Raw genomic sequence first — 15,926 nt, 5'->3', positions numbered from 1 at the left:
GATACGGGGCGGGGTAGCAGCCAAGCCCCCTGTTCGTGGAAACCATGCTGGCTGACCAGGCTTGGAAAGATGGCACCACAAAGCTGAATATCGAGGTGTTGGCACTGCTGCTGCAGTTCTGCAACACGTGTTGCATCCCGCTCGGCCAGCAACACATCGAGTTGTTCCCCTCGGTAGGGAAGCAGTGTGTCGGCTAGTGGATGCGCATCAAATTGATGAAAAGTAGGCTGCAACATCGCTCGGAACTCCATTCCTGCCAGTCATCAACATATCACCAAGGGAGCTGGTTGAATACCTGTTAATGTTTGATGTCAGTATAAGTCCTTATAAAGAAAGGAAAATTTTAGTTGTGGCAGGGTTTATCCGGTTACGTGGCAATAAAAAACCGGCCACATGGGCCGGTTTTGATGAAACTGCAGTTTGAGTTACTGCAGTACGACGTTCTGGAAATCCTGTACCAGAGATATGACCGGTTGTGGGTAGAGGCCGAGCAATACTACCAGTGCGGCAGAGAGCAGTACCACCACACCACCGGAGGAGAGCGCCCAGTCGGCGCTGGCATCCCGCTGCTGCATACCCGGTTCGCGCAGATAGAGGGTCACCATCACCTTGAGGTAGTAGTAGAGACCCAGTGCGCTGCCGAGCACGATGGCACCGGAGAGCCACCAGAGCTGCGCCTCGACGGTGACGCCGATGAGGTAGAACTTGCCGATAAAGCCGAAGGTCATCGGGATGCCCGCGAGTGACAACATCATCACCGTCAGTACGGCAGTCAGATAGGGGCGATTCCAGAAAAGACCGCGATAGCTGTGCAGGGAGTCGGCATCCTTGCCGCGATAGGGACTCGACATCATGCTCACCACCCCAAAGGCACCCAGGCTGGTGAAGAGATACATCAGCAGGTAGACCCCGGCCGCTTCCACCGGCATCTGGCCGAGTCGGCTCGCCACGATCACCGCCAGCAGGTAACCGAAGTGGGAGATGGAGGAGTAACCCAGCATCCGTTTGACGTTGGTCTGCACCAGCGCCAGCAGGTTGCCGACCAGGATGGAGATGACCGCCATGGCTGCCAGCAGCCAGTGGATCATGGGATCGCTCGCCGCCGGTACCGCCAGATAGAAACGCAGCAGCACGGCAAAGACCGCCACCTTGCTGACGGTGGCGAGGAAGGTGGCGACCGGTGCCGGGGCACCTTCGTAGACATCCGGGGTCCAGAGGTGGAAGGGGGCCAGGGAGAGTTTAAAGGCGAAACCGACCAGCATTAACCCCAAACCCCCCATCAGCAGCGGGTGGTGAGCCGGGCTCTCGGCCAGGGTCTGCCCCAGGGCTGCAAAGCTCAGACTGCCTGCCTGTGCATAGAGCAGCGCCATGCCAAACAGCAGGAAGGCGGTGGCGGCGGCAGAGAGCACCATGTATTTCACCACTGCTTCCAGCGAGTGGCGCTCGCGGTAGGCGTAACCCACCAGACCGAACATCGGCAGGGTCAGCATCTCGATCCCGATAAAGAGAGAGGCGAGGTGACGGGAGCAGGCCAGCACCAGACCACCGGCAGTGGCGATCAGCAGCAGCAGGAAGAACTCCTCCCGGTTGTCCGGGTAGGCTTTCAGCCACGACTGGCCGAAGGTGCAGGTGGCCAGGGCGCCGATGAGCACCAGTCCCATGTAGAAGACGGCGTAACTGTCCACTTGCAGCAGCGGGGTGACCCCCTGATCCCCCTGCGCCATCACGATGGGCAGCGAGAACAGAGCCAGGTTGAGGCCAACAATGGTCACGGTAAAGGCGGTAGTGACACAGCGGCGCCAGGCGATGGCCAGCATCAGGGCCGCCATGGCCCCGGTGGTCAACAGCAGGGGAAGCAGTGCCAGCAGTTGGGAAGCGGAGAAAGTCATTGCAGGGCTCCAGCAGTCGGCAGCAGATACCAGTGCAGCACGTTGATAAGGCTGCTGCTGGCGGTGTCAATCACGGGTTGGGGATAGAGGCCAAGCAGAACCAGCAGGCCCGCGATCACCATCATCATGGTCAGTTCGCGGTGATCCAGCCCCTTGAGCATGCTCTCATCCTTGGCGGGGCCAAAGCAGGCGCGCTGCAACATGATGAGGGAGTAGACCGAGGCCAGCACCAGACCGAAGGTAGCGACCGCAGTGATGACAGGGGCAACCTGGAAGCTGCCGACCAGGATCAGGAACTCGCCGACGAAGTTGCCGGTGCCCGGCATGCCGAGCGACGCCACCGAGAAGAACAGCATCACGCCGGGCAGATAGCGCAGGCGTCCCCACAGGCCGCCCATCTGGCGCAGATCCCGGGTGTGCAACCGCTCATAGAGCTGACCGCAGAGGATAAAGAGACCGGCGGCGGAGAGACCGTGGGCGATCATCTGCACCACTGCGCCTTGCAGGGCCAGCTCGCTACCCGAGTAGATGGCGATCATCACAAAACCCATGTGGGAGATGCTGGTGTAGGCCACCAGCCGTTTGATGTCGGTCTGGGCAAAGGCCACGATGGCACCGTAGACGATCCCGATCAGGCCAAGCACCATGGCGTAGGGTGCAAATTCGGCCGAGGCCTCGGGGAAGAGCGGCAAGGCAAAGCGCAGCAGACCGTAGGCGGCGGTTTTGAGCAAAATACCGGCGAGATCAACCGAACCTGCGGTCGGCGCCTGACTGTGGGCATCCGGCAGCCAGCCGTGCAGCGGCACCAGCGGCATCTTGACCGCGAAGGCGATAAAGAAACCCAGCATCAGCAGCCACTGAACGCTCTTGCTCATCGAGGTGTTGAGCAACTCCAGATAGTTGAAGGTGAAGACGCCGGTTGCATGCTGGTGGGTCAGCACCAGCCCGATGATGGCCACCAGCATGATAAGGCCGCTCACCTGGGTGTAGATGAAGAACTTGGTTGCGGCGTTGATCCGTGATTTGCCGTCAGTGACCGAGTGGCCCCAGAGCGCAATCAGGAAGTACATGGGGACCAGCATCATCTCCCAGAAGAAGAAGAAGAGGAACAGGTCCAGCGCCATAAAGACCCCTAGCACGCCGCCCAGGATCCAGAGCAGGTTGAGGTGGAAGAAGCCGATGCGCTGCACGATCTCTTTCCACGAACAGAGAATGGCCAGTACCCCGATAAAGCAGGTGAGGATCACCATCAAGAGCGACAGGCCATCCACCGCCAGATGCAAAGAGATGCCGAAGCGGGGGATCCAGGGCAGGCGCCACTCGGCGGCCCAGGCGGAGGCAGCACCGGAGACGCCCGCGCTGTCGAGGCCCGTATTGTCGAGACCCATAGTGGCAAGAGAGAAATCACCACTTAGCCAGATGGCACAGGAGAGCAGCAGGCTGGCGCTCATGGAGAGCAGGGCAACCCAGCGGACAAACTGCTCGCCGAGACGCTCCATCTGCCAGCAGAGCAAGCCGCCAATAAAAGGAATTAGCAAGATCCAGAGTAAGGTCACGGTATCAGCTCTCGTTCAAGTTCATATGAGATTGCGCTCCCTGTTCCATCAGGGAGAGCAAACAGCCTGGCTGTATGATTGTCCGGTTGTTCATCGCGTTATCCCAGCAGCAACAGCGCCAGCACCAGCACGGCGCCGATGCCCATGGAGGCGGCATACCAGCGCAATTTGCCGGTGACTGTCCAGGCCAGCAGCTGGTTGCCACGCAGGGCAAACCAGGCGGGCAGTCCCATCATCCAGTCCAGCGGGTCGCGGGCCAACAGCCGGGTGGCCAGCAGATAGGGTTTGACCCATAGCTGGTCATAGAGCCAGTCAAAGCCCCAGGCGTTGAACCAGAGGGTGCTGAGCAGACGACCCGGCGCACTGTTGGCAATGGAGGTGGCCAGACGGCGCTCACCAAGGAACAGAAACGCGGCCAGCGCAATGCCTGCGATGGCGATGATGCCAGAGGTGATTTCCAGTGCATGGCGCCCCTCTTCGATATGATCACCAGGGCCTGCGGGCAGCACCCCGGCCAGCGGCGGGGTGATCAGCGCCCCGATGCCGGTAGAGAGCACCAGCAATACCAGCAGCGGCAGATTGTGAGCCAGACCGTGGCCCGCATGGGCTTTGGTCTGCTCTTTGCCATGGAAGGCGATAAAGATCAGTCGGAAGGTGTAGAGAGAGGTCAGGAATGCCCCTACCAGACCGGCCCACAGCAGAGCGCTTTGGCCAGAGGCTTCTACTTGCCACAGGATGGCGTCCTTACTGTAGAAACCCGAGGTGACCAGCGGCAGCGCCGCCAGCGCCGAACCACCTACCAGGAAGCAGGCATAGACCAGCGGCAGACTCTTGCGCAGGCCACCCATCTTGAAGATGTTCTGCTCGTGATGGGTCGCGACGATAACGGCACCGGCGGAGAGGAACAGCAGCGCCTTGAAGAAGGCGTGGGTCATCAGGTGGAAGATGGCCCCTTCCCATGCACCGACACCGAGTGCTAGGAACATGTAGCCAATCTGGCTCATGGTGGAGTAGGCAAGGATCCGCTTGATGTCGGTCTGAACCAGCGCGGCAAAGCCTGCCAGTACTAGCGTGATGGCGCCAACCAGCCCGACTAGATGGAGGATCTCCGGCGCCAGCAGGAACAGGCCGTGGGTACGAGCAATCAGGTAGACACCGGCGGTCACCATGGTGGCGGCGTGGATCAGCGCGGAGACCGGCGTCGGGCCTGCCATCGCATCTGCCAGCCAGGTTTGCAGCGGCAACTGGGCCGATTTGCCGACCGCGCCACCCAGGAGCATCAGGCAGGCGAGTGACAGGGCAGGGGAGCCCTCGGCAAACAGGGTGGGGGCGCGCACCAGCAGGTCGTGGATATTGAGGGTGCCCAGTTCCCGATAGAGGATAAACAGGCCGATGGCGAGGAAGACATCACCCACCCGGGTCACGACAAATGCCTTGAGGGCGGCCGCGCCGTTGTTGCGATCCTTGTAGTAGAAGCCGATCAGCAGGTAGCTGCACAGCCCCACACCTTCCCAGCCGAGGTAGACAAACAGCAGGTCATCGGCCAGCACCAGAAACAGCATGCTGGCGATAAAGAGGTTGGTGTAGGTGAAGAAGCGGGAGTAGCCCTCTTCACCGCGCATGTACCAGGAGGCGAACAGGTGGATGAAGAAGCCCACCCCGGTCACCACCCCCAGCATGGTCAGCGACAGGCCATCCAGTGCCAGCGAGAAGCTCGGGGTAAAGTTGCCCACCGCCATCCATTGCCACAAGTGTTGGATATAGACGCCCCCCTCGGGCGGGTTGCCCAGAAAGTCCATGCCGACCCACAGGGTAGTGAGGGCCGACAGGCCAATGGAGCCTACCCCGACCAGCGCCGAGGTACGCTCACCAAACCGGCCGAGGGAGAAGGCCAGCACCAGCCATCCCAGCAGCGGAAATAGAAAAGTCAGATATAAGAGGCTCATCCGCGCATCTCGCTCACATTGTCCACGTTCAGGGTGTGGTAACGACGATAGAGCAGCAGTAACAGGGCGAGGCCGATACTGGCCTCCGCTGCCGCCAGAGAAATCACCAGGATATACATGATCTGGCCATCGGCCTGGGCCCAGCGGCTACCCGCCACCACAAACGCCAGTGCCGAGGCATTCATCATGATCTCGATACTCATCAGGATGTAGAGCAGGTTGCGGCGGATCAGCAGACCGCACAAGCCGATGCAGAAGAGCACCGCGGCCAGCAGGAGGCCGTGCTCCATAGGGATTCCATTCATTGCTGACCTCCTTCTTGTGCAGAGCGGGAAGCAGAGCGCGGGACGGAGAGCACTTCACCGCTCTTCTCTTCCCGACCCAGGTGATAGGCGGTCACCAGACCCGCCAGCAGCAGGATGGAGGCAAGCTCCACCGCCAGCACATAGGGGCCAAAGAGCTCGACACCCACCTGCTTGGCGGTCACCTCGGTCACTCCGATCAGGCCCCCGGTCACCCCGAGAATGCCGTGGGCCAGAAAGCCCAGCAGGATCAGCGAGAGCAGGGCTGGGCCCCCCCAGGTCATGGGGGTGAGCCACTTTTTCTCCTGTGCCTGGGCACTCCCCAGGTTCAGCATCATCACCACGAACACGAACAGCACCATGATGGCGCCGGCGTAGACGATCACCTGCAGGGCGCCGGCAAAGGCGGCACCCAGGCAGAAGAAGATCATGGCCACGGCGATGAGAGAGATGATGAGATTGAGCAACGCATGCATGGGATTGCTGGTGCTGATCACCCGCAGCGTGCTGTAAATGGCCACCAGGGCCGAGGCATAAAATGCCAGTTCCATGATTGACTCCTCAGGGCAGCAGGCTCTTGACATCGATGGGCTTGGCTTCGTTTTCGGCATCCCCTTTCGGCTTGCCGTCGATGGCCATCCCGCTCATGCGATAGAAGTTGTAGTCCGGGTATTTGCCAGGCCCGCTGATCAGCAGATCTTCCTTCTCGTACACCAGATCCTGGCGGCGATACTCACCCATCTCGAAATCCGGTGTCAGCTGGATGGCGGTGGTGGGGCAAGCCTCTTCACACAGGCCGCAGAAGATGCAGCGAGAGAAGTTGATGCGAAAGAACTCCGGATACCAGCGACCATCTTCCCGCTCTGATTTTTGCAGCGAGATGCAGCCGACCGGGCAGGCGACCGCGCAGAGGTTGCAGGCCACGCAGCGCTCGTCCCCGTCGGGGTCGCGGGTCAGCACGATGCGACCGCGGTAGCGGGGGGCCGCATAGACCGCCTGCTCCGGATAGTTGAGGGTTTCACGGGGTCGCCAGGCATGGGAGAAGACCATGGCCAGACTGCGTAACTGGGTGCCGACACCCTGAATAATGCTAACAATTTTCATAATGAGTGCCTCACTGCGTACTTATCAGTACAACTGCCGCGGTGACCAGCATATTGATCAGGGTCAGCGGCAAGCAGACTTTCCAGCCAAACGACATCACCTGGTCAAAGCGCGGGCGAGGCAGGGAAGCCCGCAGCAGGATGAAGAACACCATGAAACAGGCGGTCTTCAGGGCAAACCAGATGAAGGGGGGCAACCAGGGGCCATGCCAGCCACCGAAGAAGAGGGTCACGATGAGCGAAGAGATCAGCACGATGCCGATATACTCGCCCACGAAGAAGAGACCCCACTTCATCCCCGCATACTCGATGTGATAACCATCGGCGAGCTCCTGCTCGGCTTCCGGCTGATCGAACGGGTGACGGTGGGTGACGGCGACACCGGCAAACAGGAAGGTGACAAAGCCCAGGATCTGGGGCACCACGTTCCACAAGTCTGCCTGTGCCTCGACGATATCCCGCAGGTTGAAACTGCCGGTCTGGATCACTATCCCCATCAGGGATAGCCCGAGAAACACCTCGTAGGAGAGGGTCTGGGCCGAGGCGCGCAAGCTGCCGAGCAATGAGTATTTGTTGTTGCTCGACCAGCCGGCGAACAGCACCGCATAGACCGCCAGCCCCGCGATGGCCAGGATGTAGAGCAGCCCCACGTTGAGATCCGCCACGCCCCAGGTGGGGGTGATGGGCACCACCGCAAACGCCAGAATAAAGGCAGTGAAGGCGATGATGGGGGCCAGGATAAAGATCCGCCGATCGGCGAAGGGCGGGATCCAGTCCTCCTTGAAGAACATCTTGATCATGTCGGCGGCCAGCTGGAGCAGACCAAACGGCCCCACCCGGTTGGGGCCGTAGCGATCCTGCCACAGGGCCAGCAGACGGCGCTCGATGAAGCTCATGAAGGCGCCAGCCCCCACGATCCCCACCAGCACGATCAGTGCCTTGCCCACCTCCAGCAACAGATCGATCAGCGACTCGCTCATGCGATCACCTCCTGCAGGTTAGTGATTGAGGCTTGTTGCAGGGCCGTCGGCAGGCCGTTTACCCCAAGGGGGAGCCCCACCTGACCGGCGCTCAGCTGCTCGCTAAGCCGCAGACGCAGTTGCCAGTGGCTACCGCCCCAGGAGAAGGAGACCTGATTACCGGCATGCAGGGCCAAACGATCTGCATCAAGGGGATTGAGCACCAGCTCGGGTTCGTTCATGCGGGCCTGAATAACCGGGCTGCGAGCGGAGAGCTCCTCGCCGCCAAACAGCTGGGCATAATTGACCACTTGCAGCGCCTCTGCGGCCTTGAAGGGGGCGGGGATGGTGGTGAACCAGCCGAGCGGCTCCTTGCCTTCTGCCTGCGGGTCTGTTGCTTCCAGCAGACGGCGACCCGGATCGCCAGCACGCAGTTTGCCACCCACTTCATCCTGGAACTTGTTCCAGGCGGAGGGAGAGTTCCAGCCCGGCGCCCAGGCGAACGGTACTTGCGGCAGCGGCTGACGGGCTCCGGCATACCCTTCCATGGAGAAGTTGAAGGGGGAGTCGGGGTCTTGCGCTACCCGTGGCTCGCTGACGTTCTGATCCGCCAGCATGGAGGTGCGACCGCTGTAGCGGTGCGGCTCACGGGCCAGTCGCATGCCACGGATCCGCAAGCCTGCGTTGGGCGCCGCTTCCAGCATGGTAGCCAGCAGCGGATTGCTGGTGGCACAGTCATGGTTGACCTGGTCGAAGTTCTGCCAGCGCAGCGGCTTGCGTTCGATCGCCCCTTGCAGCGCCGCCAGCCAGCGCCACCCTTCACGCACCTGAATATCTGCGTTGTAAAAGGCGGGTGCATAGACCTGGAAGAAGCGCTGGGCGCGCCCTTCCATGTTCACCAGCGTGCCATCGGCTTCGGCAAAACTGGCCGCTGGCAGCACCAGATCAGCCTTGTTGGCGGTCGGGGTTGCCTGATGGTCGATGACCAGCAGGTGCTGCAGCCGTGCCAGTGCAGCATCAACCCGGTTGCGCGGCGCGCGGCGGTAGAGATCGTTCTCCAGGGTAACCAGCGCCAACCCCTCTTCTGACTCGATACGCGCAAGGGCGGCTTCGAGCGGCTTGTCTGACAAGGTTTGAGCACCCAGCATGGCCAGACCCAGCGAGTTGGCCTCCTGGCCAACCAGCGCAATGCTGGCTTCCAGTCCTCGGCCTTTCAGGGCGCGGGCAATGTTGCTGGCCGCGTCGACCAGCGCCACATCGCGGGCAGTGGAGCCTGCAATGATGAGCGGCTTCCTGGCGTTGCCGAGCAGCTCGGCCCAGCGAGCCGCTTGTGCCCGCTGTTCGGGGCAGAGGTCGCTCACGGCCGGTGCGGCCGGGTCGAGCAGGTTGGCGATGGCAAAGCCAATGCGCGCCTGATCGGCATAGGGGGCGTGCAGCTTGTCGGCCGCCACATCGTCCAGACGGGTGGTGTCGAGGCTGGTAATGAGCAGCGGGTAGCGCTCGTTCTGACCCAGGGTCTGAACGGCGGCGACTTGCCACAGATCGACCTTCATCTTGCGAGCCAGCTCGCGAGCCTTGCCCTTGACCGCTTGGCGCAGCGCCAACGCGATACGGGCGGCGCTCATGGTGACATCTTCGCCGAGCAGCAGAATGGCGTCAGCCTCTTCCATGTCCCGCAGGCTCGGAGTCGGCACGCCGCCCTGTTGCAGGATCTGCAGCATCTTCAGCTGACAGGCCCACTCGGTCTGCTCGACGCCTGCGTAGAAGTTGTCTGCACCCACCAGCTCGCGCAGGGCAAAGTTGCTCTCGAGCGACGCGCGGGGCGATCCGATGCCGATGAGGTCGCGGGCCGTGCGCAGGGCATCGGCGGCTCGGTTGAGGGCGCCATCGACCGTGATGGCCAGTTTGTCGTTTCCTTCACGCAGCAGCGGTTGGCGCGGACGGTCCGCCAGATTGACGTAGCCATAACCAAAGCGGCCACGGTCACAGAGGAAGTAGTGGTTGACGCTGCCGTGGAAGCGGTTTTCGATACGGCGCAGTTCGCCATAACGCTCACCCGGGCTGATGTTGCAGCCCACGGAGCATTGCTGGCAGATGCTGGGGGCAAACTGCATGTCCCACTTGCGGTTGTAACGTTCGGAGTGGGTCTTGTCGGTGAAGACGCCGGTGGGGCAGACTTCCACCAGGTTGCCGGAAAATTCGCTCTCCAGGGTGCCATCCTCGACCCGCCCGAAATAGACGTTGTCGTGGGCACCATAGACCCCGAGATCCTCACCACCGGCATAATCCTTGTAGTAACGGACGCAGCGGTAGCAGGCGATGCAGCGGTTCATCTCGTGACCGATGAAGGGGCCCAGCTCCTGATTCTGGTGGGTGCGTTTGGTGAAGCGGTAGCGACGGCTGTTGTGGCCAGTCATCACCGTCATATCCTGCAGGTGGCAGGCGCCGCCCTCTTCACACACCGGGCAGTCGTGGGGGTGGTTGGTCATCAGCCACTCCACCACGCTCTTGCGAAATTCTTTGGCCTCTTCATCCTCGATGGCGATGTAGCTGCCATCGGTGGCCGGGGTCATGCAGGACATGACCAGACGGCCGCGCTTGTCATCGGCATTCTGATACTGTTTCACCGCACACTGGCGGCAGGCGCCCACGCTACCCAGCGCCGGGTGCCAGCAAAAATAGGGGACGTCCAGACCTAGCGACAGACAGGCTTGCAGCAGGTTATCTGCTCCGTCTACCTCGTACTCTTTGCCGTCTACATAAATGGTTGCCATACAACTTCCCTGAAACCTGTTTGGTGAAATCTGTGGTGTCGTTACCAGCGCTCGCCCAGCAGATTGGGCTGGATCCCTTTGACCGGCTTGCGGTTATCACCGCTGCCTTTGATCCCGGCCTCGAATTCGGAGCGGAAATATTTGATGGCGCTGGCCAGCGGCTCGACGGCGCCCGGTGCGTGGGCGCAGAAGGTCTTGCCCGGGCCAAGGAAACCGCAGAGTTGTTCCAGAGTCGCCAGATCGCCGGATTGCCCTTCGCCACGCTCCAGCGCCCGCAGCAGCTTGACGCTCCAGGGCAGGCCGTCGCGACAGGGCGTACACCAGCCGCAAGACTCGCGGGCGAAGAACTCCTCCATGTTGCGCAGCAGGGAGACCATGCTGATGGAGTCATCCACCGCCATGGCGAGGCCAGTCCCCATCCGGGTGCCGACCTTGCCGATACCGGCGGTATACATCTGGGCATCGAGGTGCTCCGGCAGCAGGAAGCCGGTGCCCGCGCCGCCCGGTTGCCAGGCTTTCAGGCGATAGCCGCTCTTCATGCCGCCGGCGTAATGTTCAAACAGCTCGCGGGCGGTGATGCCAAAGGGCAGCTCCCAGACCCCGGGGTTGTTCACCTTGCCGGAGAAGCCCATCAGCTTGGTACCGTGGTCTTCAGAGCCCGGCAGGGCAAGCCCGTGATACCAGGCGACCCCGTTGCCGATGATGGCAGGCACGTTGCAGAGGGTCTCGACGTTGTTGACGCAGGTGGGTTTGCCCCAGACGCCTGAGACGGCGGGGAAGGGGGGTTTGGCGCGCGGGTTGGCACGGCGCCCTTCCAGCGAATTGATCAACGCCGTCTCTTCACCACAGATGTAGCGGCCGGCGCCGGTGTGGACGAACAGCTCGAAGTCAAAACCGGATCCGAGAATGTTCTTGCCCAGCAGACCGGCGGCCTTGGCCTCTTCCACCGCGCGGCGCAGGTGGATGGCGGCATCAACGTATTCGCCGCGCAGGAAGATATAGCCGCGATAGGCCTTGAGCGCCCGGGCACTGATGATCATCCCCTCGATCAGCAGGTGGGGCAGTTGTTCCATCAGCAGGCGATCTTTCCAGGTGTTGGGTTCCATCTCGTCGGCGTTGCAGAGCAGGTAACGGATGTTCATGCTCTCGTCTTTGGGCATCAGCCCCCACTTCACACCAGTGGGGAAGCCCGCACCGCCGCGCCCCTTGAGACCGGCATCCTTGACGGTGCTGACGATCTCGTCCGGGCTCATCTGGCCGAGCGCTTTGCGCACCGCTTCATAGCCCTGTTTGGCCTGATACTCCTCCAGCCACACCGGCTGGCCGTCATCTCGCAGCCGCCAGGTGAGCGGGTGGGTCTCGGCGGTGCGGGCCGTGCGGTTGGCGGTGCCAAGAGAGGCGAGGATCTTGTTCTGCGGCAGGCTCATGGGTAAGCCTCCAGTGTTTTCAGCAAGGTCACCGGATCGAGGCCGCCATAGGTGTCGTCATCGATCATGATGGCTGGCCCCTTGTCGCAGTTGCCAAGGCAGCAGACCGGCAGCAGGGTGAAGCGGCCATCCGGGGTGGTTTGACCGGGGCCGAGGTTCATCACCTCCTTGAGACCGGCCATCAGCTCTTCATGGCCATTGATGTAGCAGACCATGCTGTCGCAGACGCGGATGATGTGGCGCCCCACCGGCTGGCGGAAGATCTGGCTGTAGAAGGTGGCGACCCCCTCCACGTCGCTGGCGGGAATGCCGAGCTCGGCCGCGATGGCGTGAATGGCGCCGTCGGGTACCCAGCCTCTGGCCTGCTGCACGATCTTGAGCGCTTCGATGCTGGCGGCGCGGGGATCTTCGTAGTGGTGTTTCTCGTGTTCGATGGCATCGCGTTCAGCCTGGCTCAGAACGAAGTCGTCCTGTTTGCTGCTGCATGCCCCTTGCCCCTGTGGGGTCTGATTATTGTGACACTGACATTGCTGGCTCATGACTTGACCTTTGGTGGCTTGTCCTTTTACTGCTCGTTCGGTGATTCCAATTCCCGGCCATGGCCGGGAGGCGGGATCACTTAACGGTCCACATCCGACATAACGAAATCGATACTGCCCAGATAGACGATGAGGTCCGACACCATGCTGCCCTTGATCACCGAGGGGATCTGTTGCAGGTGAGCAAAGCTCGGGGTGCGGATCCGGGTCCGGTAGCTCATGGTGGAGCCGTCACTGGTCAGGTAGTAACTGTTGACCCCCTTGGTCGCCTCAATCATCTGGAACGACTCGGCAGCGGGCATCACCGGGCCCCACGACACTTGCAGGAAGTGGTTGATCAGGGTCTCGATGTGCTGCAGGGTGCGCTCTTTAGGCGGCGGGGTGGTGAGGGGATGATCCGCCTTGAACGGCCCCTCCGGCATGTTCTTCATGCACTGCTCGATGATCGACATGCTCTGGCGGATCTCCTCGATCCGCACGGTGGCCCTGTCGTAGGCATCGCCATTGCTGCCGACCGGCACTTCAAAGTCGAACTGATCGTAACCGGAGTAGGGGCGCCACTTGCGTATGTCGAAGTTGAGGCCGGTGGCGCGCAATCCGGCCCCCGTGGTGCCCCAGGACAACGCCTGCTCGGTGGTGTAGGCAGAGACGCCTATGGTTCGACCGCGCAGAATGCTGTTGCGCATCGCCGCTTTTTCGTAATCCATCAGCCGCTTGGGCAGCCAGCTCAGCAGGTTGTCCTGCACCAGCCGTTGCCATCCCTTCGGCAGGTCGTGGGCCACACCGCCGATACGGAACCAGGCCGGATGCATGCGGGCACCGGTGATCGCTTCGATGATGGTGTAGATCTTCTGCCGGTCGGTGAAGGTGAAGAAGACCGGGGTCATGGCCCCCACGTCCTGGATATAGGTCCCGAGGAACAAGAGGTGGCTCTGGATGCGGAACAGCTCCGCCATCATCACCCGAATCATGTCGACCCGCTGGGGCACCTTGATGCCGGCCAGCTTCTCGACCGCCAGCACATAGGGGAGGTTGTTCATCACCCCGCCCAGATACTCGACCCGGTCGGTATAGGGGATGTAGCTGTGCCAGGACTGGCGCTCGCCCATCTTCTCGGCACCACGATGGTGGTAGCCGATGTCGGGCACGCAGTTGCGGATCTCCTCGCCATCGAGCTGCAACACCAAGCGGAAGGCGCCGTGGGCAGAGGGGTGGTTGGGGCCGAGGTTCAAGAACATGTAGTCCTCGTTCTCGTTGCCGCGGGCCAGGCCCCACTCTTCCGGTTTGAACAGCAGGTTCTCCTGCTCCATGTCCTGTTTGGCGGCATCGAGCATGAAGGGATCGAATTCGGTGGCGCGCGCCGGGTAATCCTTGCGCAGCGGGTGACCCTGCCAGCTCTTGGGCATCATGATGCGGGTCAGATGGGGGTGACCGTCGAAGGTGATGCCCATCAGATCCCACACTTCCCGCTCGTACCAGTTGGCATTGGGGAAGTGGTTGGTGATGGTGGGCAGATGCAGGTCACTCTCGGCCAGCGCTACTTTCAACATCACATCGGCGTTACGGTCGATGGAGATGAGGTGATAGAAGACGGTGAAGTCGCTCTGGGGCAGACCGTCGCGATGGCTGCGCAGCCGCTCATCGGTGGCGCTGAGATCAAACAGCATCACGAACGGGGAGGGCACCTTGCGCAAGAAGCCCATCACATCCTGCAGCAGTTCGCGGGGGAGCCAGACCACCGGCACGCCGGTGCGCGTGGTCTGCACGGTGAAGTGCTCGGCCCCGAAGTGGGCAAACAGTTCGCCAATGACTTTGGCATCCTTGTGGTCGCTGGGCTGCCACTGGGCCATGGCGTAATTGCTGGGAAAATCACGAGTCAGTTTCATGGTCAGATCTCATCCGGCGTGCGCAGGTTGGTCACATTGATCCGTTCGCCGCGCTTGCGCTCTTTTTCGGCCTGCATCTGGGGACGGTAGATCCCCTGATCGCCCACCACCCAGGAGAGGGGGCGGCGCTCTTTGCCGATGGAGTCCTGCAGCAGCATCAGGGCTTGCAAAAAGGCTTCGGGACGGGGCGGGCAACCCGGAATGTAGACGTCGACCGGCAGGAACTTGTCCACCCCCTGCACCACTGAATAGATGTCATACATGCCGCCGGAGTTGGCACAGGCCCCCATGGAGATCACCCACTTGGGTTCGAGCAGCTGTTCATACAGGCGCTGGATGACTGGCGCCATCTTGATAAAGGGGGTCCCTGCAATCACCATGAAGTCGGCTTGACGCGGCGAGGCACGGATCACTTCGGCGCCGAAGCGGGCCACATCGTGGGGGGAGGTGAAGGCGGTACACATCTCCACGTAGCAGCAGGAGATGCCGAAGTTGTAAGGCCAGAGGGAGTTTTTGCGGCCCCAGTTGACTGTGTCTTGCAGCACCTCCTCGAGACGGCCCATCATGATGCCGCGCGTCGCTTCTTGCGCCAGTGGGTCATCGACGGTCTGGCGCTGCTCCTGGGGGTAGCGCTCAACGGGTGCATCCGGGTCAATCCGGGTCAGGGTGTACTTCATGGTGCAACCTCAAGGAAAGGGTCTGTGGTTCAATCACTGTTTTTGTTGTTCAGCTGCGGTTTGCGCGGCGACCAGTCCAGTGCGCCGATGCGCCAGAGGTAGATCAGGCCGATAAGCAGCAGTCCGATGAAAATGGTGGCTTCAATAAAGCCGACCCAGCCGCTCTCCCGCACGGAGACAGACCAGGCAAACAGGTAGAGTGCCTCGACGTCGAAGATGACGAAGAACATGGCGACCAGATAGAACTTGGCGGAAAAACGCAGGCGGGCACTGCCGACCGAGTCGACGCCGGATTCAAATGGCTTGTTTTTGGTGCGGCCGTAGGCGCGACCTCCCAGCAGGGCTGCGAGGCCTATCATCACCAGACAGATGGTGATGGCACCGATGACATAAATGGCAAAAGCCCAATGTTGAGCAGAAATATCAGCAAACATAGAGGTTTTTCCTAACCAAATCGTTCAGGGGGCTTAACAATAATGTTACGCATTATGACACTTTCGTACTGATTTACATGTCATTTTCACGGATTAATTATTAATCAGTTAGCTGGTGGTTGAATTTTGTTAAGAAGCGCACTTTTTTGTTGGTTATGGTGGGCGAGAAAGGCGCTGGAAAGCGCAGAGAGCTGCTCCTTGTCATCATCTGAAAGGGGTAAATATCGCGTGCGAAGCCGGATCAGGTCGGTATCGCGGGTAGGGGGCACAGGCGGGCGAAGAGCGTGATGGTGGGTGAGCTAGGTGGGATGGCAAGAGCAATAAAAAGAGAGGCTCGCAAGCCTCTCCTCTCATAGCTTTCCGGTTTCGATCGTGGGGTGGTCAGGGTTTATTGGCGACCAGCAAGACCTGATCCGGGTAGGCGCCAATGGCGC

Annotated in this window: 13 protein-coding genes and 1 pseudogene; all 14 read right to left on the bottom strand. The window is 61.2% G+C overall.

What is annotated here, in order from left to right; all coding sequences use genetic code 11:
* Positions 1–236, bottom strand: a pseudogene (locus ACRAUW_RS12420) (hypothetical protein); the annotation flags it as partial.
* Positions 237–425: 189 nt separating this feature from the next.
* Entirely contained in the window at positions 426–1,889 is a 1,464-nt protein-coding gene (gene nuoN / locus ACRAUW_RS12415; protein ID WP_431362524.1) for an NADH-quinone oxidoreductase subunit NuoN, read from the bottom strand.
* Positions 1,886–3,445, bottom strand: coding sequence for an NADH-quinone oxidoreductase subunit M (nuoM, locus tag ACRAUW_RS12410; RefSeq protein ID WP_431362523.1), 1,560 nt, complete (start codon positions 3,443–3,445; stop codon positions 1,886–1,888). The genes nuoN and nuoM overlap by 4 nt, the downstream gene beginning before the upstream one ends.
* Positions 3,446–3,543: 98 nt before the next feature.
* The gene (gene nuoL, locus ACRAUW_RS12405; RefSeq protein ID WP_431362522.1) at positions 3,544–5,391 is read right to left on the bottom strand and encodes an NADH-quinone oxidoreductase subunit L; all 1,848 of its coding nucleotides are present in this window, start codon (positions 5,389–5,391) and stop codon (positions 3,544–3,546) included.
* On the bottom strand, positions 5,388–5,696 hold the full coding sequence (gene nuoK, locus ACRAUW_RS12400; protein ID WP_431362521.1) for an NADH-quinone oxidoreductase subunit NuoK: 309 nt from the start codon (positions 5,694–5,696) through the stop codon (positions 5,388–5,390). The genes nuoL and nuoK overlap by 4 nt, the downstream gene beginning before the upstream one ends.
* Positions 5,693–6,244 carry an NADH-quinone oxidoreductase subunit J gene (gene nuoJ / locus ACRAUW_RS12395; protein ID WP_005337246.1) on the bottom strand — a complete coding sequence of 184 codons (552 nt, stop codon included), beginning with the start codon at positions 6,242–6,244 and terminating at the stop codon, positions 5,693–5,695. Before nuoJ ends, nuoK begins: the two co-directional genes overlap by 4 nt.
* A 10-nt stretch (positions 6,245–6,254) precedes the next feature.
* Entirely contained in the window at positions 6,255–6,797 is a 543-nt protein-coding gene (gene nuoI, locus ACRAUW_RS12390; protein WP_005337245.1) for an NADH-quinone oxidoreductase subunit NuoI, read from the bottom strand.
* Between the two features lie 10 nt (positions 6,798–6,807).
* A complete protein-coding gene (gene nuoH, locus ACRAUW_RS12385) occupies positions 6,808–7,776 on the bottom strand; it encodes an NADH-quinone oxidoreductase subunit NuoH (protein WP_005337244.1) in 969 nt (322 codons plus the stop codon).
* On the bottom strand, positions 7,773–10,529 hold the full coding sequence (nuoG, locus tag ACRAUW_RS12380) for an NADH-quinone oxidoreductase subunit NuoG (RefSeq protein WP_431362520.1): 2,757 nt from the start codon (positions 10,527–10,529) through the stop codon (positions 7,773–7,775). Before nuoG ends, nuoH begins: the two co-directional genes overlap by 4 nt.
* A gap of 41 nt (positions 10,530–10,570) precedes the next feature.
* Positions 10,571–11,956, bottom strand: coding sequence for an NADH-quinone oxidoreductase subunit NuoF (nuoF, locus tag ACRAUW_RS12375; RefSeq protein WP_431362519.1), 1,386 nt, complete (start codon positions 11,954–11,956; stop codon positions 10,571–10,573).
* On the bottom strand, positions 11,953–12,495 hold the full coding sequence (gene nuoE, locus ACRAUW_RS12370) for an NADH-quinone oxidoreductase subunit NuoE (protein ID WP_005344912.1): 543 nt from the start codon (positions 12,493–12,495) through the stop codon (positions 11,953–11,955). The genes nuoF and nuoE overlap by 4 nt, the downstream gene beginning before the upstream one ends.
* 80 nt (positions 12,496–12,575) lie before the next feature.
* On the bottom strand, positions 12,576–14,381 hold the full coding sequence (gene nuoC / locus ACRAUW_RS12365) for an NADH-quinone oxidoreductase subunit C/D (protein WP_005337234.1): 1,806 nt from the start codon (positions 14,379–14,381) through the stop codon (positions 12,576–12,578).
* A gap of 2 nt (positions 14,382–14,383) precedes the next feature.
* Positions 14,384–15,058, bottom strand: a complete 675-nt coding sequence (locus tag ACRAUW_RS12360; RefSeq protein WP_005344917.1) for a NuoB/complex I 20 kDa subunit family protein — start codon at positions 15,056–15,058, stop codon at positions 14,384–14,386.
* A 29-nt stretch (positions 15,059–15,087) separates the two neighbouring features.
* Positions 15,088–15,492, bottom strand: coding sequence for an NADH-quinone oxidoreductase subunit A (locus ACRAUW_RS12355; RefSeq protein ID WP_005344919.1), 405 nt, complete (start codon positions 15,490–15,492; stop codon positions 15,088–15,090).
* Positions 15,493–15,926: the final 434 nt, after the last annotated feature.

The sequence above is a fragment of the Aeromonas sp. genome, assembly GCF_050633025.1.
Classification (GTDB): Bacteria; Pseudomonadota; Gammaproteobacteria; order Enterobacterales; family Aeromonadaceae; genus Aeromonas.
Note: the sequence above shows the minus strand (reverse complement) of the source record. Positions and strands in the feature narration are given on the sequence as shown.

Coding starts and splice junctions, on each gene's coding strand:
- nuoI (WP_005337245.1), bottom strand. CDS start 6,797: ATGAAAATTGTTAGCATTATTCAGGGTGTCGGCACCCAGTTACGCAGT.
- nuoJ (WP_005337246.1), bottom strand. CDS start 6,244: ATGGAACTGGCATTTTATGCCTCGGCCCTGGTGGCCATTTACAGCACG.
- ACRAUW_RS12360 (WP_005344917.1), bottom strand. CDS start 15,058: ATGAAGTACACCCTGACCCGGATTGACCCGGATGCACCCGTTGAGCGC.
- nuoF (WP_431362519.1), bottom strand. CDS start 11,956: ATGAGCCTGCCGCAGAACAAGATCCTCGCCTCTCTTGGCACCGCCAAC.
- nuoL (WP_431362522.1), bottom strand. CDS start 5,391: ATGAGCCTCTTATATCTGACTTTTCTATTTCCGCTGCTGGGATGGCTG.
- nuoN (WP_431362524.1), bottom strand. CDS start 1,889: ATGACTTTCTCCGCTTCCCAACTGCTGGCACTGCTTCCCCTGCTGTTG.
- ACRAUW_RS12355 (WP_005344919.1), bottom strand. CDS start 15,492: ATGTTTGCTGATATTTCTGCTCAACATTGGGCTTTTGCCATTTATGTC.
- nuoE (WP_005344912.1), bottom strand. CDS start 12,495: ATGAGCCAGCAATGTCAGTGTCACAATAATCAGACCCCACAGGGGCAA.
- nuoK (WP_431362521.1), bottom strand. CDS start 5,696: ATGAATGGAATCCCTATGGAGCACGGCCTCCTGCTGGCCGCGGTGCTC.
- nuoG (WP_431362520.1), bottom strand. CDS start 10,529: ATGGCAACCATTTATGTAGACGGCAAAGAGTACGAGGTAGACGGAGCA.
- nuoH (WP_005337244.1), bottom strand. CDS start 7,776: ATGAGCGAGTCGCTGATCGATCTGTTGCTGGAGGTGGGCAAGGCACTG.
- nuoC (WP_005337234.1), bottom strand. CDS start 14,381: ATGAAACTGACTCGTGATTTTCCCAGCAATTACGCCATGGCCCAGTGG.